General features: G+C 67.5%; 15 protein-coding genes and 1 pseudogene. 9 read left to right on the top strand and 7 right to left on the bottom strand.

The genetic code is table 11. The features are described 5' to 3' along the window. Window positions 1-111: 111 nt before the first annotated feature. Entirely contained in the window at window positions 112-909 is a 798-nt protein-coding gene (locus JF66_RS08840) for a nuclease-related domain-containing protein (RefSeq protein WP_035877117.1), read from the top strand. A 143-nt stretch (window positions 910-1,052) separates the two neighbouring features. On the opposite strand, the gene JF66_RS08835 is transcribed toward JF66_RS08840, so the two are convergent. Further along, window positions 1,053-1,838 carry a metal-dependent hydrolase gene (locus JF66_RS08835; RefSeq protein ID WP_035877116.1) on the bottom strand — a complete coding sequence of 262 codons (786 nt, stop codon included), beginning with the start codon at window positions 1,836-1,838 and terminating at the stop codon, window positions 1,053-1,055. Window positions 1,839-1,954: 116 nt separating this feature from the next. On the opposite strand from JF66_RS08835, the gene JF66_RS08830 reads away from it, so the two are divergent. Continuing rightward, the gene (locus JF66_RS08830) at window positions 1,955-3,436 is read left to right on the top strand and encodes a sugar ABC transporter ATP-binding protein (RefSeq protein WP_035877172.1); all 1,482 of its coding nucleotides are present in this window, start codon (window positions 1,955-1,957) and stop codon (window positions 3,434-3,436) included. A 253-nt stretch (window positions 3,437-3,689) separates the two neighbouring features. On the opposite strand, the gene JF66_RS08825 is transcribed toward JF66_RS08830, so the two are convergent. Beyond that, on the bottom strand, window positions 3,690-5,765 hold the full coding sequence (locus JF66_RS08825; RefSeq protein WP_051973321.1) for a glycogen debranching N-terminal domain-containing protein: 2,076 nt from the start codon (window positions 5,763-5,765) through the stop codon (window positions 3,690-3,692). A gap of 168 nt (window positions 5,766-5,933) precedes the next feature. Here JF66_RS08825 and JF66_RS08820 point away from each other — a divergent pair, with 168 nt between their 5' ends. From JF66_RS08820 to JF66_RS08805, 4 genes are read left to right on the top strand one after another with little or no spacing between them, the layout of a single operon-like run. Then, window positions 5,934-6,998 (top strand): LacI family DNA-binding transcriptional regulator, encoded by a 1,065-nt coding sequence (locus JF66_RS08820; protein ID WP_051973320.1) that lies wholly within the window; start codon window positions 5,934-5,936, stop codon window positions 6,996-6,998. A gap of 56 nt (window positions 6,999-7,054) precedes the next feature. Beyond that, window positions 7,055-8,305, top strand: coding sequence for an extracellular solute-binding protein (locus tag JF66_RS08815; protein WP_035877115.1), 1,251 nt, complete (start codon window positions 7,055-7,057; stop codon window positions 8,303-8,305). 10 nt (window positions 8,306-8,315) lie between these two features. Further along, entirely contained in the window at window positions 8,316-9,572 is a 1,257-nt protein-coding gene (locus JF66_RS08810; RefSeq protein WP_081882257.1) for a carbohydrate ABC transporter permease, read from the top strand. Then, window positions 9,569-10,483: a carbohydrate ABC transporter permease gene (locus JF66_RS08805; protein WP_035877113.1), complete on the top strand. Its 915-nt coding sequence runs from the start codon at window positions 9,569-9,571 to the stop codon at window positions 10,481-10,483. The genes JF66_RS08810 and JF66_RS08805 overlap by 4 nt, the downstream gene beginning before the upstream one ends. A 114-nt stretch (window positions 10,484-10,597) precedes the next feature. Here the strand turns inward: JF66_RS08805 and JF66_RS08800 are convergent, their stop codons facing one another. After that, the gene (locus JF66_RS08800; protein WP_197059369.1) at window positions 10,598-11,092 is read right to left on the bottom strand and encodes a universal stress protein; all 495 of its coding nucleotides are present in this window, start codon (window positions 11,090-11,092) and stop codon (window positions 10,598-10,600) included. Between the two features lie 205 nt (window positions 11,093-11,297). Here JF66_RS08800 and JF66_RS08795 point away from each other — a divergent pair, with 205 nt between their 5' ends. Continuing rightward, complete coding sequence (locus JF66_RS08795; protein WP_231556352.1) at window positions 11,298-12,446, top strand: alkaline phosphatase family protein; 1,149 nt, start codon at window positions 11,298-11,300, stop codon at window positions 12,444-12,446. Window positions 12,447-12,580: 134 nt separating this feature from the next. On the opposite strand, the gene JF66_RS08790 is transcribed toward JF66_RS08795, so the two are convergent. The 4 genes and pseudogenes from JF66_RS08790 to JF66_RS08775 form a co-directional block, all read right to left on the bottom strand. Next, window positions 12,581-13,459: an endonuclease domain-containing protein gene (locus JF66_RS08790; protein WP_156109704.1), complete on the bottom strand. Its 879-nt coding sequence runs from the start codon at window positions 13,457-13,459 to the stop codon at window positions 12,581-12,583. 398 nt (window positions 13,460-13,857) lie between these two features. Then, window positions 13,858-15,404 (bottom strand): annotated as a pseudogene (locus tag JF66_RS08785) (tripartite tricarboxylate transporter permease). After that, window positions 15,404-15,889 carry a tripartite tricarboxylate transporter TctB family protein gene (locus JF66_RS08780; protein ID WP_197059368.1) on the bottom strand — a complete coding sequence of 162 codons (486 nt, stop codon included), beginning with the start codon at window positions 15,887-15,889 and terminating at the stop codon, window positions 15,404-15,406. Before JF66_RS08780 ends, JF66_RS08785 begins: the two are co-directional and overlap by 1 nt. An 85-nt stretch (window positions 15,890-15,974) precedes the next feature. Further along, window positions 15,975-16,985 carry a tripartite tricarboxylate transporter substrate binding protein gene (locus JF66_RS08775; protein ID WP_035877110.1) on the bottom strand — a complete coding sequence of 337 codons (1,011 nt, stop codon included), beginning with the start codon at window positions 16,983-16,985 and terminating at the stop codon, window positions 15,975-15,977. A gap of 179 nt (window positions 16,986-17,164) precedes the next feature. Between JF66_RS08775 and JF66_RS08770 the strand changes: the two genes are divergently transcribed. Next, window positions 17,165-18,892: an ATP-binding protein gene (locus tag JF66_RS08770; RefSeq protein ID WP_035877108.1), complete on the top strand. Its 1,728-nt coding sequence runs from the start codon at window positions 17,165-17,167 to the stop codon at window positions 18,890-18,892. Beyond that, complete coding sequence (locus JF66_RS08765) at window positions 18,885-19,568, top strand: response regulator (protein WP_035877107.1); 684 nt, start codon at window positions 18,885-18,887, stop codon at window positions 19,566-19,568. Before JF66_RS08770 ends, JF66_RS08765 begins: the two co-directional genes overlap by 8 nt. The last annotated feature ends 132 nt before the right edge of the window (window positions 19,569-19,700 follow it).

Genomic DNA, 19,700 nt, shown 5'->3' with positions numbered 1-19,700 from the left:
GCACGGATCGTTCCAGTGCCCCTTGTGGGGCTCTTGATGACGGATGCCTCCCGGTATTCTTTTGAGTGACTCAAGGGAGGGTCCAACCCCGTGACTGTCGAAATACCCGCTATGCGCACTCGACTCGCGGCCCACACGGTCATCGATGACCTGATGGACCACAGAGTCGTGCCCCGACGTTCGCCACTCGCCCGTGTCCTCGGGCGATCACCCCTTCACCAAGACAACGTCGCCTGGTATGACGGGGCCAGGGACGATATCGCCCTCGGCGCATCGCTCGCCAAGCTTCCGCCCGATTGGGCGGTCTTCCACTCGCTTCCCGTGGGCAAACGGAGCGCCGAGATCGCACACCTGGTCGTCGGTCCGGCCGGGGTCTTCACGATCACCATGCGCAATCCACGTGGCAAGAACATCTGGGTATTCAAACGCCTGGTCGTGATGCAGGGACGCCGCGTGCCGTACCTGCGCGACGCTGAATTTGAGGCCGAATTGGTCACTCGTGTGCTCAGAAAACGGATGCCGCAGTACGATGCCGCGAGGCCGGTGATCGCCCTGGTTGAACCGCGAGAGGTCGTCATTCGGGAGAAGCCGCCCGTGGTGAAGGTCCTGGATTCCAAGCACCTCACCTCGTGGTTGCTGCGCCTACCGGTGGCCCTGAACCCCCAGCAGGTGATGGAGGTCACCACCCTGGTTGACGACCCCGCAACGTGGGGTGCACACCCACAGGTCGATCCCGGCAACGTGATGGCTCGTTTCGCCGAGCTCGACAGCGATGTTCGCCAGTCGCGCCGCCGCCGACGCACGTTGGTCTCCTGGGGCACAGCCGTGCTGGTAGTGACCATCGGCGTGGAGGTTGTGGCAGTTGTTCAGGTGCTCACCGGGATGCTCGCGAGCGTCGGTATCGGCTAACGGGTATCGGGTAGCGACACGAGAAAGTGGCCCCGCCGAGGGGGCCGCTTCTCTCCTCGGGCGGGAAGCCCGACACGCCACGCCCGACACCGGAAGCCCGACCCGGGCCAGAAGCCCCGCGCGGGCCAGAAGGACGATGCGGGTCAGAAGCCCAGCGCGGGCAGGTGCGCGTTGGCGGCGGCCAACGCGGCATAGGCCACGCCGTACGCCGCGTAGAGCGACACCGGGATGAGCAGAATCCACTCGCGCAGCGAGCCCGCGTTGCCGAGCACCGGCAGTGCCATGTAACCGCCGGATGTCCAGATGCGCTTGAGAAGTGGCACCCTGCGCCAGAACCGCGGCGGCTTCGGCACCCACGGCCACAGCAGCGGCAGCCCGCCCGTGGTGAGGAAGTCACCCAGCAGGTGCACCGCGTAGCCCAGGGCGACGCAGATCACGAACCAGGCCTGCTGTTCCGGGGCGTACAGCGCGATGAAGGCGGCCACGGCGAGCCCGATCAGCCACGCCAGACTCCACCAGCGCGCCAGCTTGAGGGCCTTCGCGGCGAAGGCCACCGTGATCGCGGTCATCGCGGCCGGACCCACGCTGATCGGCTGGGACCATCCGCTCGGCTGCCACACCAGCAGGCCCAGGCCGGTGGCGAGAATCCACACGCAGGCCACGGCGAGCAGGCTGTGCAGCCCATGGCGGTGCCCGCCGGAGGCGCGGGAGATGCCCGAGGTGACCACCTTGCCGAGCAGCGGAACGGACTGCGCGATGGTGGCCGAGCCGTGGTCGGCGTCGGGCAACAGGGCGGCGCCCGCGCAGAGCAGAGCCCCGGCGATCGTGCCCGTGGGCGTCACGGGGAACAGCCCGAGGCCGTGCCCCGCGGTGGCCGTCACGGCGATCCAGGCTGCTGCGCCGGTCATGGCGTGGTGTGCACCCATCATGTGCCTGGCCTCCGTCTCAGAATTGCGAGCGTTGCCCGACTCATCACCCTAGGTGCCACGACCGACACCACGCGGCGGTGGCGCGTGTCGGTCCCGTGAACGACAATGAAGACATCATGACTCCAGCACTTCTGCGCATCACCGGCGTGAGCAAACGGTTCGGCGCCGTGCAGGCCCTCGACGACGTGCAGCTGGAGTTGCGCGGCGGTGAGGTGCACGCCGTGTTCGGTGCGAACGGCGCCGGAAAATCCGTGCTTGTGAAGATCCTCTGCGGCATCTACCCCGCCGATTCGGCCACGATCACGGTCAACGGCACGGCCATCACCGTCGGCAGCGCCCGTGAGGCCCGTGAGCACGGTCTGTTCATCGTGCACCAGACGCCCGGGGCCGATCCTCGACTCACGGTGGCGGACTACCTCATGCTCGGCCAGGAGCCCACGCGTCACGGCCTGGTCGACCGCCAGCAGCTGCGGCGCTCCGCCGAGGCCAGGCTCACGGCCATCGGCGCGCACCTGGCCACGGAGGCGCTGCTCGGCTCGCTCAGCCGGGGGCAGCATCTCATGCTCGAGATCGCCCGCGCGGTGGCTGATCACGCCCGGTTCATGGTGCTCGACGAGCCCACGGCATCCGTGTCGATTCTCGAAGCCCAGGCCCTGCTGCGCGTTGTCGACCGCCTCCGTCGCGCCGGAATCGCCGTGCTGATCATCACCCATCGCCTGGACGAGATCTGGGGGCTGGCCGATCGCATCACCGTGCTGCGCGCCGGCCGTCTGGTGAGCACCGTGCGTGCCGCCGACGCGACCGTCGACCAGATCACGACCGACATGCTCGGCCATGAGGTCTCCCATCACGTGACCCACGAAAACCGGGAAGCCGGTCCTGTTGTGCTCGCCGGGATCGGGCTGACCGACGGCGCAGCGTTCGGTCCGGTCGACGTCGACCTGCGCGCCGGGGAGATCGTGGGAATGGTCGGTGAGGGCGCCGCGACGGTCGCGCGCATGCTGACGGGGCTGCAGCGCATGCGCGGCGGGAGCCTTCTTCTTGACGGCGTGCCCGTTCGGGTGCGCGGGCTGCGGGACTCCGTGCGGTGCGGCATCGGGGTGATGCCGGACAACCGCGAGGAGCAAGCGAGTGCGGTGCGGCTCGCCGAGGAGCCAGCTGCCGTGCTCACCGGAATGGATGCGGTGCGTGCGGCCGTGGAGGAGCGGCTGGCCACGGTTCGGCAGGCCGTGAAGATCGACATTCCGGTGCTGCGGAGGCCGAGTTCGGAACTGCGCGAGAACATTCCCGCCCTGCTCGAAGGAAACCGGCAGGCGGTCACCCTGGCTCGATGGGGAGAACTCGATCCGCGGGTGCTCGTGCTCGTCGAACCCACCCGCGGCGTCGACGTGGGGGCCCGGCAGCGGATGCACCGCGAGCTCGTCGAGCTGCGTCGGCGGGGTGCGGCGATCCTGTTGGTGTCGGCCGACCTCGACGAGGTGCTCGGCCTCAGTGACCGAATCGTGGTGCTTCGGTCAGGACGCGTTGCCGCTGAGATCCCCCGAGCCGACGCCACCCGGGGGAACGTCATGGAGTGCGTTTCCGGGGGCGCGACGTAGCCGATGAAACCGGCGGTCGGGCGCGTCTGAGGGTCGGCCTGCGGGGTCTCGATCTCTCCTTCGTCGAGCCTCGACCAGCGGGAGGGGTCCGCTGGTCGAGGCGCTAGGTACAAGCACTTGGATCGAGCCTGTCGAGATCGAGGCCTGGTGAGGTGTTCTTCGGGCTTCAGCTCGGTGTGCGCTCGGCCCGCCGGTCGCGTCTCGACCGGCGGAGATCCGCGGCTGAGCCGCGGTGCCGCCCGCTGTCCCTGAGCTAGTCCAGGACGGGGACCACGGATGGCGCCGCGAGCAGCGTGTTGCGGCGTACCGTGCCGGCAGCGTCCGTTGCCACATCGAAGCTGCGGCCACCGAAGACGAGACCGCGCACCGTGAGAGCCCCGGCGACCGGCAGGGGCGCGAGCCGGAGCTCATCGGCACGAGCGTCAGGTTCGAGGCCCAGGACCGTGCCAAGAACAGCGATGGCGGACGCCGCGGACCAGGCCTGCGGGCGGCATGCCGCGGGGTACGGGATCGGTGCCGCTGACTCCGTGGTCGAGTGACCGGAATGAAGCTCGGGCATGCGGTAGTCAAAGCCCTCCGCGGCGCGCAGCAGCCCCTCGATCAGGGTCGCTGCCTCCGCAGCGAAACCGGCCCGGCCCAGGCCGGCAATGGCGATCGCGGTGTCGTGGGTCCAGACCGAGCCGCCGTGGTAGCTGAGCGGCCAGTAGCCGGCGGAGTCGCTTGACATGGTGCGAAGGCCGTAGCCGGAACTCAGCTCGGGGGAGACCAGGCGTCTGGCGACCAGGCGCGAGCCTTCCTCATCGAGGATGCCCGTGCCGAGCAGGTGGCCGATGTTACTGGTCACCGTATCGACCTTCAGCTTGCGTGCGTCAAGGGCGACGGCCGGGTAGGCGCCGTCAGGGGATTCGATCCAGAATTCCTCGTTGAACCGGGTCTTCAGCGTGGCAGCCCACTCGCGCCAGTCCGCGCCGCCGGCACGGCCGAAGTGCTCGAGCAGTGCGGCGCCCCCGAGGGCAGCCTCGTAAGCATAGGCCTGTACCTCGCAGAGCGCGATCGGCCCTTCGGCGAGGCGTCCGTCGCGCCATTGGATGGAATCGCCGGAGTCCTTCCACCCTTGATTGGCCAGGCCGTGCCCGGTCGAGTCGACGTATTCCAGGAAGCCGTCGCCGTCACTGTCCCCGTATGAGCGCATCCAGACCAGGGCGCTCTCGAGGTTGGGCAGTAGTTCCTCGACCTCGGCGTCAGGCATGCCCCACTTCCAGGCGTCGTGCAGCAGGTTGATCCAGAGCGCCGTCGCATCGACGGTGCCGTAGTAGAGCGGCGGCAGGGACGTCTCCTCGCCCGGCATATTAAGGGTGCCCGGGCGCAGCTCGTGCATGATCTTGCCCGGCTGCTCGGCGGTCGCGGCCACCGTTTCGGTGCCCTGTAACGCGGCGAGAACGCGCAGGGTTGACCCGGCGAGGCCGGTGCCGAGCGGCAGCAGCATTCGGGCGGCCCAGATCGAATCCCGGCCGAACAGGGTGAAGAACCACGGCGCCCCGGCGGCAAGGAACACGTCGTTGGGCTGCTCGCGGGTGACCATGCGCAACCCGGCGAGGTCCTTGAGGGCGGTGTCGACCCAGGCGCCGAGCCGGGAGTCGTCGGCCGTGGCGGTGACGCCGGCCCAGTCGGATTCGCCGCGGGCACCGCGCACGACGGCGGACGGGTCGACGATGACCAGTTCCCAACTCACGCTGACGCTGCCGTGGGCCGGGATCAGCACATTCCAGCTGGCGGTCGTTAGCCCGTCGGCGTCGACCGCGAGGTCGGCATCTGCCGAGCTGAACGAGGCCGTGATCGACCCCGAGGTGTAGCGCACTCCGGCGTCGTCCAGTACCGAATCGATCACGACGCCGGGTGTGGACACTCCGCCCTTGACGTCATGGATGATGTCGAACGACGGGGTGAGTTCGACGGTCACCGTCGTCTCGATCGGATCGTTGATCGCAGAGCTGAGCTCGAGGGTCTCGGTTACCCGGCCGTCACGAACCTGGCGCACCCGGGTGAGCAGCACGCGGGGATCTGCACCGCGACCGTCGAGGTGGCGCAGCAGGGAGACGAAGCTAAGGGTGGCGGCATCCGTCATGCTGTGTGAGATGCTCTCGGGGATCTGGCTGCCGACGAGCAGGGTGAGGGCGCCCACGATGCGGGTGTCGGAGTGGTAGATGCCGTGGAGGGGGCGGCCACCCATCGAACCATCGGGGGCCGACCAAACCTGGGTCGGTGCGGACAGCGCTACCAGCTCATCGTGCAGCAGGGGCTGATGGGGGTGCTTCGGCGTCTCGGACATGCGTGATTCACGACTCCTCATTGATTCGGTGAGCCCTGCAGTGCTGCATTCGAGGCCCGCTGTGCGATGTGTTGTTGACAGATTCGCGTATTCAGGTAACGTAACACCTAGCATTTGAACGATCAAATTTTTGAACGATCAAATCACCACTAACGGCAAGGAGGCACCGTGGACCGGTTACCGACGATCGAAGACGTCGCTCGTGCGGCACAGGTGTCGCGGCAGACCGTGTCCAACGTGTTGAACACCCCGGCGATCGTCAAGCCAGCCACCCGAAAGCGCGTCGAGACCGCCATTCGCAAGCTGGACTACCGGCCGCACGCCTCGGCCCGCCGGCTGCGGATGCGCAAGTCCTCTACGATCGCCATCCGGCTCGACCCGATGACCAACGGCATCTCCGGCGCGCTGCTCGACCGTTTCCTGCATGCCCTGACCGAGCAGGCGGATGCCCGTGGCATCCGGATCCTGCTCTTCACCGCCGCCGACCCGGTTGCCGAGATCGAGCAGATTCGTAAGCTGCGCGCCGGCGCAGACGTGGATGCCTTCGTGCTCACCGCCACGTTCCACGGCGACCCGCGCACCGAGTGGCTGGTGCAGAACAACGTTCCGTTCGTCACCTTCGGCCGGCCCTGGGGCGCGAACGATATGAACAATCCCGCGCATCTTTGGGTGGACGTGGATGGGTTTTCGGGCATGCGCGAGGCGACCATCAACCTGATCGACAGAGGCTCCTCCCGGATCGGCTTCATCGGCTGGCCGAGCCCCTCCGGCACTGGCGACGATCGCCGCCGCGGTTGGCAGGAAGCCATCCAGGAACGCTTGGATCTGGGCGAGGGAGATCTGACCGCCCTCAACGTGAGCATCGAGGATCGGCTTGAGGATGCCAGGGACGCCGTCGTGGCCCTCCTGGAGGGCGACGCGCGCATCGACGGCCTGGTTTGCGCGAGCGACACCCTCGCCCTCGGCGCCATGATCGCCGCTGCCTCCATCGGCAGGAATGACCTGCCGATCATCGGTTTCGACAACTCACCCGTCGGCCAGGCCATCGGCCTGTCCAGCGTCGACCAATCGCTGGGCGAAGTGGCCGCCGGTGCCCTTGAATTGCTGCTCGGCGAGACCGGCGGAGACCTCATCCACCGTGACGGCGCAGCCGGAGACATCCGGCACTGCCTCATCACCCCTCACCTCGTCATCCGGCAGCCGCTTCGGTTACTGGCCCCCGACGCGGAATAGACCTCCGCCGCGAACAAGAGCGCGGTCGGCAATCACAAGAATGGGAAGGAAACACAATGACATTACGACGAGGAGCACGCTGGGGTGCTGTTCTGGTGGCGGGCGGATTGGTGGCTGGCCTCGCAGGCTGCGCATCCGGTGGCAGTGACAGCGCGGGGGCTGCCGGCGACATCGCCGGGCAGAATCTCACGGTTCTGATCGGCTCGAGTGGCGCTGCCGAGACGAAGGCCGTGACCGAAGCGGCCAATAGCTGGGGCGCCGCCAACAAGGCCACCGTCAAGGTCGTCGCCGCGAACGACCTGACACAGCAGTTGGGCCAGGGTTTCGCCGGTGGCAACCCGCCCGACGTGTTCTACATGGGCTGGGACCAGTTCCAGACCTACGCGAGCAAGCAGTACCTGGAACCCTATGCGGACAAGGCCGCCAACAAGGATGCCTTCTATCCGGCCCTCGCGAGCGCGTTCAGCTACAACGACACCTTCTACTGCGAGCCCAAGGACTTCTCCACCCTCGGCCTGATCATCAACACCGAGAAGTGGACCGCGGCCGGGCTCACTGACGCCGACATCCCCACCGACTGGGCCGGACTCGAGACCGTCGCGACGAAGCTCACTACGGCCGACACTGCCGGGTTGTCCTTCGGAGCCGAATATGGCCGGATCGGCACGTTCATGAACCAGGGCGGCGGATCGATGCTGTCCGAGGACGGCAAGAAGGTCACGGCCGACTCCGCCGAGAACCTCGCCGGCCTCACCGAGGTGAAGAAACTCCTCACGGATGGCGTGCTCAAGTTCCCGGCCGACCTCGACTCCGGCTGGAGCGGCGAGGCTCTCGGCAAGGGCAAGGCCGCGATGGTCATCGAGGGTCCCTGGATCAGCGGGCTTAAGACGGACTACCCGGACCTGAAGTACAAGGCCGTTGAACTCCCCGCCGGTCCCGGTGGACAGTCGACCTTCACCTTCAGCAACTGCTGGGGGATCCCTGCCCAGTCCACGACCACGGCCGCCGCCGAAGACCTGGTGAAGTTCCTCACCTCCGACGAACAGCAGCTGAAGTTCGCCGACGCGTTCGGGGTCATCCCGTCGACGGAATCGGCCGCCAAGGTCTACTCCACGACCTACCCGCAGAATGAATCGTTTGTCACGAGCAACGATTACGCGGTCAGTCCGGTCGCATTCGCCGGGGCATCCACGGTGATCAGCGACTTCAACTCCCAGTTGCAGGGTCTGAGCACAGGCGACCCTCAGGCGATCCTGAGCACCCTGCAAACGAACCTCCAGGCCGCCCTCGACGCGGCGAACAAGTAAGCGGTACATCATGGGCACGATTCGGGGCGGCATCATTCCAGTAGCGGCTACCAGCACGGCATCCGTGCGGGCAGGGGCCGCCCCGAATCGTCTCGGTAACAGGCCTCGGCCGACTCCGCGACGTCGCAGCCTGCACCGCGGTGAGGCGAAGTACGGCTGGCTGTTCATTTCCCCGCCGATCATCATCATCGGCGTCTTCCTGGTCGTTCCTGTTCTGCTGGACATCTGGGTGAGCGTGAGCGACTGGAGCGGGCTGGGGTCTCCGCTGAACCCACAGGTCAATTTCGTCGGGACGAAGAACTTCGATGCCGTCCTGATCGACCCCGGACTCGCCCAGAAAGATTTCGGCACCTCGATCCGCAACAACCTTTACTACGTGCTGTTGGTGGTTCCGCTGCAGACGTCGCTGGCCCTCTTCCTCGCGGTGCAGGTGAACCGGCGCATCCTGCGCGGTCGGGGCTTCTTCCGCACGGCCTTCTACTTTCCGTCCGTCACCAGCTCCATCGCCATCACCGCGATCTGGCTGTTCCTGTTCGGGGCCACGGGAGCCGTGAACAAGATCATCGGCCTGTTCGGGGGCAGCGGCCCGGTCTGGTTCGCCGACCCGCGCGGAGTGCTGCACCTCATCCTGGGCAGCGTCGGCATCACCGCCCCCGAGGGACTCACCGCCGGCGGGCCTCTGGGGGTCACCTGGTGGGACTGGCTGAGCGGTCCGAGCGTCGCGATGTGCGCGATCATCCTGCTCGCCGTGTTCACCACCTCCGGCACCTTCATGCTGCTGTTCATCGCGGCGATGCAGGCCATCGGCGCCGAGGTCGATGAGGCCGCGCTGATGGACGGTGCCGGCGCATTCCGAAAGTTCTTCTCGGTCACCCTGCCAATGCTCAAACCCACCCTCTTCACCGTGCTCACGCTCGGGTTGATCGGAACGTGGCAGGTCTTCGACCAGATCTACCTGACGGGCGGGGGTAAACCCGGCAAGACATTGCTGACACCCGCGTACCTGGCCTACGACTCCTCGTTCAAACAGCTGAACTGGGGACAGGGTGCCGCGATCTCGTTCATCCTCTTCGCCATCATCATCCTGCTGACCGTGCTGCAGCGCGTCGTGTTGCGGGATAGGAAGGACCGCGGCAAGCCCAGCCGGGCGCTCGCCCGTGCGATCGCAGCCGATCGCGACCGCGCATCGACCACCGGGGCATCCGCTTCGGTCCGGGCATCGTCCAGCGGACGTTCCCCCTCGAATCAGTCAGGAGAAGGCGCATGACCGCCGTGACCGTGCCCCAGGCCCCAGCCCTAACGGCCCCGGAGACGACGCCGGCGCCGCCGCGGCGCAAGAGATCCGTCAGCTGGCGGGTACGCGCCGGAGCCGGCACCACCTACGTGATGCTGAGCGTGTTGGCCCTGGTGTACATCTATCCGTTCCTGATAACCCTCTCGTCGGCCTTCAAGACCGATGACGAGGCCACCAACGACCCGCTCCGATTGATCCCGCAGGTCTGGTCTTTTGCGTCTTTCGAGCGGTTGTTCACGGACGTCCCGTTGCCGCTGTGGGCGATGAACACCGTCTTCGTCACCATCACGATCACCTTCGGCAGGGTCTTCTTCGACTCCCTCGCCGGGTATGCGCTGAGCCGACTGCGGTTCCGCGGCCGCGGGGTGATCTTCGCCTCCCTGATCGCCGTGATGGCCGTGCCGGGAGTGGTGTTGTTGATCCCGCGCTTCCTGATTCTGAGGCAGTTCGGCATGTACGACAGTTATGCCGGCATGATCGTGCCGTTGCTGGTTGACGCCGCCGGCATCTTCATCATGAAGCAGTTCTTCGAATCGATCCCGGCCGGGGTCGAAGAGGCGGCACGACTCGACGGCGCCGGCGTGTTCCGCACCTTCTGGACCATTGTGCTGCCGATGGCCCGTCCTGCCTTGGTCACCCTGTTCATCCTCAGTTTCCAGGGGTCGTGGAATGAGTTCGGCCACTTCATCGTGTCCCGACAGAGCCCGGAGACGAACACCCTCACCACCGGCATCGCATCGCTGTTCTCCGGTCAGCTCGGTTCGGGCAACGAATTCCCGCTCAAGATGGCTGCCGCGGTGCTGATGACAATCCCGATCGCCATCATGTTCTTCGTGTTCCAGAAACGCCTCACCAACACCACCGAGGGGGCCGAAAAGGGTTGATCCGAACCAGGCTGATCTGAGAAGCCCGGAGCGCAGCCGCGGGTGCGGGGTCTCGATTTCGATAGGCTCGATCCAGCCCTCTTCCGTCGCCCCTCGAGAAGCGTTATTCGTGCGCTATGTGCGCGGTCGAACCACCAGTACGGGGCACGTCGAGTGGCGCACACACTGGTCGCTGACGGAGCCGAGCAGCATGCCGGTGAAGCCGCCGTGACCGCGGGAGCCGACCACGAGCATCCGTGCCGGACGAGAGATCTCGATCAGGCCCTTCGCCGCGCCCGAGTGCACCACGCGGTAGCCGAGGGAGACGGCGGTAAAGCGGGTCGCGATCGGAGCGACATCTGTGCGCAGGCTGTCTTCCACGGAGGCGGCGTATTCGGCGAATGACGAGACGTAGCCGAACTCCCAATTGGCGGGCCGCGGGGCGGTGTCGATGGTCCAGGTGCGCACGACAACGACGGGTGTGTGCAGCTGGAGCGCGAGTTCGAGCGCCTCGGTGAGGGCCCGGTCAGAGCAGTCTGACCCGTCGTGCCCGACGACGATACTACCCTCGGGAACGGCGGCGGGAACGGCCGTCGGGTCGGTGCTGCCGAGAGTGCCTTCGGTGTTCATCGTCATTCTCCTCGTGGGTAGTGGGGCTTCGTTGTCTCACTACCATTGTGGTGCCTGCGCGCCCCGTCGAACGGGTGACGGGCCGAGGCGTTCGGTTCGCGTGCGGCGCCTGGGCCCGCCAAACGTCGCGTCGGCGTCCGGCCGTCGCTCACCCGGGGTCGTGGCGAACGGCGACAAATGGCGCCGGCTGGCGCATGATGTTCTCATGACTGCCACGCCCACCGTGCCCCGCTGGCGTCGGTGGCTTGTCGGCGTCGCGGCGGTGGCGGTGGTCGTGATCGTGGGCACCGGCCTCTGGAACGTGACGGGAGCTCCCATGCTGGCGCCGGTGTCGCCGGACGCGGCCGTGCCCTTCGACTCCGGTGCGCGGCACGTGTTCGTGATCAACCTCGAGAACAAGGGCTACGACAACACCTGGGGCGCCGACTCGCCCGCGCCGTATCTGTCCGGCACGCTGCGCGACCAGGGTGTGCTGCTCACCCAGTACTTCGGCGTCGCCCATCACTCGCTCCCCAACTACATCGCGCAGATCTCCGGCCAGGGCCCCAACCGGCAGACCCAGGCGGACTGCCCCCGGTTCACCGCATTCGAGCAAACCGGAATGGCGGGACAGGGCCAGGCCGTGGGGGAGGGCTGCGTCTACTCGTCGAGCGTGCCCACGGTGGCCGGGCAGCTCACCGACGCCGGCCTCACTTGGAAGGGCTACCTGGAAGACATGGGTACGCCATGTCGGCATCCGCTGCCCGACGCCGTCGATGACACCCAGCGGGCCCGGGTCGGCGACCAGTACGCCGTGAAGCACAACCCGTTCGTGTACTTCGCCGGGATCACCGACTCGGCGGACTGCGCCCGGAACGTGGTCGACCTGCACACGCTCACGAGCGACCTCGGTGCCGTCTCCAGCACCCCGAACCTGTCGATGATCACCCCGAACCTCTGCCATGACGGGCACGATGCGCCCTGCGTCGACGGTCAGCCCGGCGGGCTGGCCGGCGCCGACGAGTGGCTGAAGCAGTGGGTTCCCGTGATCACGTCGTCGCCGGCCTTCCGCCAAGACGGAATGCTCGTGATCACGTTCGACGAGAGCGACAGCCCCGAGTCCGACTCGAGCGCGTGCTGCGGTGTGCCGCAGGGCCCGAACGCCTCACTGCCCGGCATCGACGGTCTCGGCGGGGGCCGGGTGGGCGCCCTGGTGCTGTCGCCGTTCATCGCGGCCGGCACTACCTCCAACACGCCCTACAACCACTACAGCCTGCTCGCGAGCATCGAGGACACGTTCGGGCTCCCCTACCTCGGCTTCGCCGGCGCTCCCGGCCTGGTGCGTTTCGGCGCCGACGTCTTCAATGCCGGCTAGCGCCGCCCCGCACCTACCGTCCTGGCTACGGCATAACTCCTGCAATTCGTGGCGGGTCGACGAGAGAACCCCGGAACCGCGGGCATCCGCCGTGGCTCCTCGAGAAAATGCAGGAGTTATGCCGCACGGGGTGACTAGGCGACGGTGAAGGCCCGGGGGCTGCCGTGCCGACAGATATCGACGAGGCCTCGCACCGCTCGGAGGATGCCCTCCGGGTCGAACATGATGTCTTGGTACAGCACCCGAAGCGTCACATAGTCGCGGGCGGCCAGCAAACGGTCTCGGGTGCGGTCACGAATGTGTTCCTCCCAGCTCTTGTGATGACTGTGGCTGTCCGCCTCGACGACCACGCAACCCTCCACGAGCACATCGACGCGGCCCACGCCATCGATGGAGACCTGGATGTCGCAGCGAAACCCGGCGGAACGGAACAGATCGCGCAGGACAGACTCTTGGCCGGCATCCACTCGCGCGTCAATTCGGGCCCGCAGGCCGCGGTATTTCTCGGGGACGTGATCGAAAATCTGAACGAGGTCACTCGCGGTGATCTTGTGCTCATGTAAGGCCGTGTCCAGCGCCGCCAGAGCGAAGCGGGGCTCCTGACACTGAATGATTTGGGCGAGGGCGTCACGCGCTCCGACGCAGTACTCCGTTCCGTCCGCTGTGTCCATGAGCGGCCACCAGTGCAGCTGCACGCCATCCCGGGAGGCCGCCGCGAGGGGAACCTGCCTGCTTTGGGGACTCCGGAGACGCGAGCCCTCTCGCGGAATATGCACATGGGTGAAGTGTGAATCAAAGGCGAAGAAGCCGATCTCGCGTGCGGCCGAGACGCAGGCCTCGCGCCCGCCGATACGCACGGCCTCGATCGTGTGACGGTCGGTTCCCGGAAGGGCGTAATGATCGCGACGAACTCGGATGAGCGCCTGGGCGCGCACTGCCGCCGTGATCTGTAGCGGTCGCATTCCGCTGTCGAGCAGGTCCTGTCGGCTCTGGATGCGTTTCAGAGAGGGCACGAATGGATTCATGACGACGATGGTCGTCGTTCTCTGGACGCAGGGACCGGTCATCGCCGCATCTGTGGAGTGAACTCGCCCTGTGCATAACCGGCGGGCGAGAGCATAACTCCTGCAAATTTCGAGTCGGCAGAGAAACTGGCCCGGAATCATGCCGGACGAACCACGCTGGTCAGCATATTGCAGGAGTTATGCCTGGTAGGGACGTGCGAGACACCGCACGCTCGCGGGGGCGGGAGAGGGGATTACGCCGGAAAGGTCCCGCCGAACGGCATAACTCCTGCAAATTGCGGGACCCGGGTTCCGGAACCGCGGGAACACGCGCCTCGGCAGATCCGAGGCGGCACATTGCAGGAGTTATGCGAAGGGAGTTGGTCAGGTGCTGGGCAGGTGGACGATTAGCGGGCCGGTTCCCGGGTGGCCGCCTCGGTGGGGACCGGGGTCGCCGTGCCGGATCCGGGGCCCCTACCACCGCGGATGCGCTTCACGATGGGTGGCACCACCAGGTACAGGGCGATGACCACGTAGACCACAACGGCGAGCGGCTCGCTCACGAGGGCCGCCGGGTCGCCGGCGCTGATCTGCAGGGCGCGGCGCAGCTGACGTTCCATCTCCGGGCCGAGGATCGCACCCACGATGATGGGCAGCACCGGGAAACCGAACCGGCGGGCCATGTAGCCGAGGGCGCCGATCAGGAGCAGGAGCATGATGTTGAACGCCTGCAGTCCCACGGCGTAGGAGCCCAGGGTGGCGAAGAAAAGGATGCCCGCGTAGAGGTACGGCCGGGGGATGCGCAGCAGCTTGGCCCACATCGGCGCGAGCGGCAGGTTGAGCGCGAGCAGCAGGGTGTTACCGATGAACAGGCTGGCGATGAGCGTCCACACCAGCAGCGGCTGGGTCGTGAACAGCATTGGTCCCGGGGGGATGCCGTACTGGTTGAACGCGGCGATCATCACGGCCGCGGTCGCCGTGGTGGGCAGGCCGAGCGTGAGCAGCGGCACGAGGGTTCCGGCAGCGGATGCGTTATTCGCGGCTTCTGGGCCGGCCACGCCCTCGATGGCGCCGTGACCGAATTCCTCCGGGTGTTTGGACAGCTTCTTCTCGGCGACGTAGGAAAGGAACGTGGGAATCTCCGCGCCGCCGGCCGGGATCGCGCCGAACGGGAAGCCGATCACGGTGCCGCGCAGCCAGGGCTTCCAGCTGCGCTTCCAGTCGTCCTTGCCCATCCAGGGCACGCCCACCGGAATGGTGGCCTGTTTGCCGTGCCGCAGGTGCGCGGCGATCCAGAGGGCCTCGCCCACCGCGAAGAGGGCGACGGCGATGACGACCACGTCGATGCCGCCGGAGAGCAGTGGCTGACCGAACGTGAGGCGCGGCTGGCCGGTGGTGACGTCCATGCCCACGAGGCCGATGGCGAGCCCGATGAACAGCGACGACAGGCCGCGGATGCGGCTGGCGCCGAGCACGGTGCTCACCGCCACGAACGCGAAGACCATCATGGCGAAGTATGACGGGGCACCGAGCTGATCGCGATCGCCACCACGAAGGGAGCCACGAAGACGATGCCGGCGGTGGCGATGGTGCCGGCCACGAAGGAACCGATCGCCGCGGTGGCGAGCGCCTGGGCGCCTCGACCGGCCTTGGCCATCTTGTTGCCCTCGAGCGCGGTGACCACCGAGGAGGATTCGCCGGGGGTGTTGAGCAGGATCGAGGTCGTCGACCCGCCGTACATGCCCCCGTAGTAGATGCCGGCGAACATGATGAGCGAACCGGTCACGTCGAGGGCGTAGGTGAGGGGGAGGAGCAGCGCCACGGTCATGGCAGGGCCGATGCCGGGGAGCACGCCGACGGCGGTGCCGAGCAGCACCCCGATCAGGGCGAACAGCAGGTTCTGGAGGGTCAGCGCGTTGGCGAACCCGTCCATCAGGAGGGAGAGATTGTCCATCAGAGGATTCCTGTCAGCAGGCCGGCCGGCAGCGGAATGCCGAGCCCGAGTACGAAGCCGTAAAACACGCCCACGGCGAGCAGGGCGCCGATGACCAGCGACACGACGTGGCGCTTCGAGCCGAGCAGGAGCGCGGAGCCGTAGAACAGCAGCGCGCTCGCCACGACGAAGCCGAGAAAGTCGATAGTGAGGGCGTAGGCCAGGATCACGCCGGCCAGACCGAACACGGTGGGCCAGTGTGCGGGGAGGGTGAGGTCGATGTCTTCGCCCTCTTCGGAGTCCGCCCGGCCCCCGCGCAGCACGCTCACGGTGAGCGCGATCGCACAGAGACCCAGGGCGACGGCGACGATGGTCGGCACCACCCGCGGTCCCATCACGCCGGCGTTGATGGCCGTTTCACGGATGTTCGCGGTATCGATGCCGATCACGATCGCCAGCACGGCGAGCAGGGCGGCGACGCCGAGCTCGGAGCGGCCTCGCAGCACCGCGGGCACCCGGCTCGGGTCGGGCTGGCTGGGGCGGGCGCCCCGGCACTGGTCACAGAGCCGGGAACGCCCGCGGTGCCGAGGGTCATATCAGGCCCAGGCGCTTCAGGCTCGAGGCGACGCGGTCGTCCTGTTCGGTGAGGAACGTGCCGAAGTCATCGCCGGTGAGGAAGGCGTCGGTCCACGCATTGGCCTCGAGCACAGCCGCCCACTCGTCGCTGTCGTGCATGGCGGTGACGGCATCCACGAGGCGGGCGGTTTCTGCGTCGGACAGGCCGGGCGCGGCCAGGATGCCGCGCCAGTTGGTGAAGACCAGGTCAACACCCTCTTCCGTGAGGGTCGGGGCGTCGATCACGGGCACGCGCTTCTCGCTCGTCACGGCCAGCACGCGCAGGTCGCCGGACTTGACCTGCTCAAGGAACTCGCCATAGCCGGAGGCCGCGAACTGCAGCTTGCCGCCGAGGATGGCCGGCAGCAGCTCGCCGCCGCCGTCGTAGGAGATGAAGTTGACCGTTGTCGGGTCGATGCCCACGGCATCCGCGAGCTGCATGGGCAGCAGGTGGTCGGGGCCGCCCGGGGAGGAGCCGCCGCCCACAGCGAAGGCGGCCGGGTCGACCTTCCACGCCGTGACCATGTCGTCGAGGGTCTGGTACGGGGAATCGGCGGGTACGAAGATGGCGCCGGCCTCTTCGATGAGGCGGGCGATCGGGGTGGCGTCGGCCACCTTGGCGTCGCCTTCGTTCGTGTACGCGGCGCCGACGACGCCGAGGCCCATCATGAGCATGAAGTTGGCGTTGCCCTTTTCGGTGAGCGTGCGGGCGAGGCCTACCGTTCCGCCGGCGCCGGCCAGGTTGGTGACCTCGGTGCCGGTGGCAGCGCCGATTTCGTCCATCACCTTGACGGCGGCACGGCCGGTCACGTCGTAGCCACTGCCCGGTGCGTTGGGCACCATGACCTGCAGATTTTCGAGCGGGCCGTCGACGGTCGCGGCCGTGTTCGCGGCGCTCGTAACGCCGCAGGCGCTGAGCGCGATCACGAGCGTGGACGCGAGAAGGGCGGTGCCGAGGAGGCGCCGCGTTGCTGTGGGTGTACTCATTGCAATCCTCTTTGATTGGATGGCAGCCTCATCGCTGCACAGCTTCATCGTGAGCGAGCGGCTGCATCCGGCACAACTTGTGGTGTTAGGGAACGTTGTGTAGCTTGCGTTCCATTTCGTTCCTGATCAATTGTGAGGCACAATTTTTTTCAGGCCACCGCCGGCCGACTGGAGGGCACGTGAATGTGACAGCGTCCCCGCGTGCCCGCCTCAGCCTCACCCGGCAACTGCTGCTGTTTCAGCTCGTGCTGATTGCCATCGTGCTCGTGGCCGTCACGGCCATTTCGCTGGAGCAGTCCCGCAGTACGTTCACCACCGGCGCGGTGCGGCGCATGCTCGCCGTCGCCGAATACACGGCGGCCAATCCGCTGCTGCGCAGCCAGCTCGCCACGAACGTGCTGCCGCAGCAGCTCGTGGGGCCGGTCGAGTCCCTGCGCACCACGACCGGGGTCGACGAACTCATCGTGACGGATGCCGCGGGTCGTGTGCTGGCCTCGCCCGCCGACCCGAGACTGCTGGGCACCACGCTGGAACTGGAAGAAAAGCCGTCCGACGGGGCGTGGGCCGGCCAGGTGGCGCTCGGCGGCATCGACAATGTGGTCGGACAGGTTCCCGTGCTGAGCGATGGCGGCGCGGTCGTTGGAACGATCATCGCCGGGCGGCAGGTTCCGTCGTTTGCCGGGCTGCTCGCATCCGCCGCCCCGAACCTGCTCACGTACCTCGGCGTGGCCGGTGTGCTCGGCACCGTCGGCTCGCTGCTGCTCGCCGCCCGGGTGAAGCGGCAGACGCTGGGCCTCGAACCCGAGCAGATCGGACGGCTGGTGGAGCACCGTGACGCGATGATCCACGGCATTCGGGAGGGCATGATCGCGGTCGACGCCGACGGCATCATCACCCTCGCGAACGACAGTGCCCGAGCGTTGCTCGGACTTCCGAGCAACGCCGAGGGCATGCCGATCGACCGGGTGGGCCTCGACCCCGACGCGGTGCGGGCGCTGCGCGCGCACGGTTCCGACCGCGACGCCGTGCTCGTGAACAGCGGCATGTTGCTCGTGCTCAACCAGACGACGATTCATCCGCCGCGCGCCCGCCCGGAGGTCGTGACGACGCTGCGCGACCGCACCGAACTCGTCACCCTGCAGCACGACCTGGGCAGCAGCAGGCAGGCCACCGATACGCTCCGCGCACAGACGCACGAGTTCGCGAACCGGCTGCACACCATCTCGATGCTCATGCAGCTCGGCGACACCGAGGCGGCCGTGGACTACATCGATTCCGTCAGTCGGGACCGGTCCCAGCTGGACAGCGAGGTGCTCGCCCGGGTGCAGGAGCCGGCCGTGGCCGCGCTGATCATCGCGAAGTCTTCACTCGCCCGGGAGCGCGGCGCCGAGTTGCGCCTGAGCGAGGCCTCGGCGCTGCCGAGGGTCGACGCGGAACTGTCGGTGGACCTCGTCACCGTGCTCGGCAACCTGATCGACAACGCGCTCGATGCCGTCACCGGGGCCGCCGTGCGGGTGGTCGAGGTCGACGTGCGCGCACTCGAGGCGACGGCGGATGCCGCGGTGCTCGGTGACCCGCCGGCGCTCGCCCCCTCAGCCGAATATGCCCCGAACGGCATGGACCGCGTCGGCGAGCCGAACCGGGTGCGGGTGACGGTGAGTGACAGCGGACCCGGCATCGATACGGCCCTGCTCGAGCGGGTGTTCGAGGTGGGGATCACATCGAAGGCGCCGTCGGCGGCCGGGGCGAGCCACGGCTACGGCCTCGCGATCGTGCGTCTCGTGGCTACCCGTCGCGGCGGAGACGTGACCTACCGCAACGACGAGGGAGCCGGTGCGGTGTTCGAGGCCGTGCTGCCGGTGACCGCCCTGCGGGAGCCCAGGCAGAAGGAGACCGCTCGTGTGTGATGTGCTCGTCGTCGACGACGACTTCATGGTGGCGCGGGCGCACGAGCGCATCGTGCAACAGCTGCCGGGCTACCGGGTGGTGGGCGTGGCGCACTCGGGCGCGCAGGCGCTCGACCTGATTGAGGAACTCGCGCCGCAACTCGTGCTGCTCGACATGTACCTGCCGGACATGACCGGGCTGGACGTGATCCGTCACGCCCGGTCGGCGGGGGCGGCCGTGGACTTCCTCGTGCTGAGCGCGGCGCGCGAGGCGGACATCGTGGCCGCGGCGCTGCAGGGCGGCATCGTGAGTTACCTGCTCAAGCCGTTCAAGATCAGCGAGTTGCAGAGTCGGCTGGTGGGGTACGGCGAACGACGGGAGCTGCTCGCCCGCCCGGGGGTGCTGAGCCAGGCCGATCTCGACCGCGCGCTTGGGGCCGGGGGAACGGTATCCGTTCGTGTTGTCGAACTGCCGAAGGGTCTCAGCACGGTGACCGGCGCGCTGATCGAGACGGCGTTACGTGCGAGCTCACCCGACCTGGCCGCGTCGGAGTGCGGCGAAGCACTGGGTATGTCACGCGTGGTGGCGCGCAAATACCTGGAGTACTTCGTCGGCACCGGGCAGGCCACCGTTGCCCTGCGCTACGGTCAGACCGGGCGCCCGCAGCGCCGCTACGCCTGGGTCAACGCGGGGTAGACGATCAGGCGTCGGCCTCGCGGTCGAGGCGCTCGAGCCGGGCGCGCAGGCCTGGCGCGCAGGGCCGATGTATCCGGGGTTGGCGAGGGACGGCCGGTCAGGCGTCGGCCTCGCGGTCGAGGCGCTCGAGCC

This window comes from Cryobacterium sp. MLB-32 (assembly GCF_000738085.1).
Taxonomy (GTDB): Bacteria; Actinomycetota; Actinomycetes; order Actinomycetales; family Microbacteriaceae; genus Cryobacterium.
The sequence above is the reverse complement of the archived record's forward strand: the minus strand, read 5'-3'. Positions and strand labels throughout refer to the sequence as shown.

Bases quoted from the DNA above. Each gene is read 5' to 3' on its own strand.
- JF66_RS08800 (WP_197059369.1), bottom strand. From the start codon at position 11,092: ATGAACACCGAAGGCACTCTCGGCAGCACCGACCCGACGGCCGTTCCC.
- JF66_RS08810 (WP_081882257.1), top strand. From the start codon at position 8,316: ATGGGCACGATTCGGGGCGGCATCATTCCAGTAGCGGCTACCAGCACG.
- JF66_RS08795 (WP_231556352.1), top strand. From the start codon at position 11,298: ATGACTGCCACGCCCACCGTGCCCCGCTGGCGTCGGTGGCTTGTCGGC.
- JF66_RS08775 (WP_035877110.1), bottom strand. From the start codon at position 16,985: ATGAGTACACCCACAGCAACGCGGCGCCTCCTCGGCACCGCCCTTCTC.
- JF66_RS08805 (WP_035877113.1), top strand. From the start codon at position 9,569: ATGACCGCCGTGACCGTGCCCCAGGCCCCAGCCCTAACGGCCCCGGAG.
- JF66_RS08840 (WP_035877117.1), top strand. From the start codon at position 112: ATGCGCACTCGACTCGCGGCCCACACGGTCATCGATGACCTGATGGAC.
- JF66_RS08815 (WP_035877115.1), top strand. From the start codon at position 7,055: ATGACATTACGACGAGGAGCACGCTGGGGTGCTGTTCTGGTGGCGGGC.
- JF66_RS08830 (WP_035877172.1), top strand. From the start codon at position 1,955: ATGACTCCAGCACTTCTGCGCATCACCGGCGTGAGCAAACGGTTCGGC.
- JF66_RS08825 (WP_051973321.1), bottom strand. From the start codon at position 5,765: ATGTCCGAGACGCCGAAGCACCCCCATCAGCCCCTGCTGCACGATGAG.
- JF66_RS08835 (WP_035877116.1), bottom strand. From the start codon at position 1,838: ATGATGGGTGCACACCACGCCATGACCGGCGCAGCAGCCTGGATCGCC.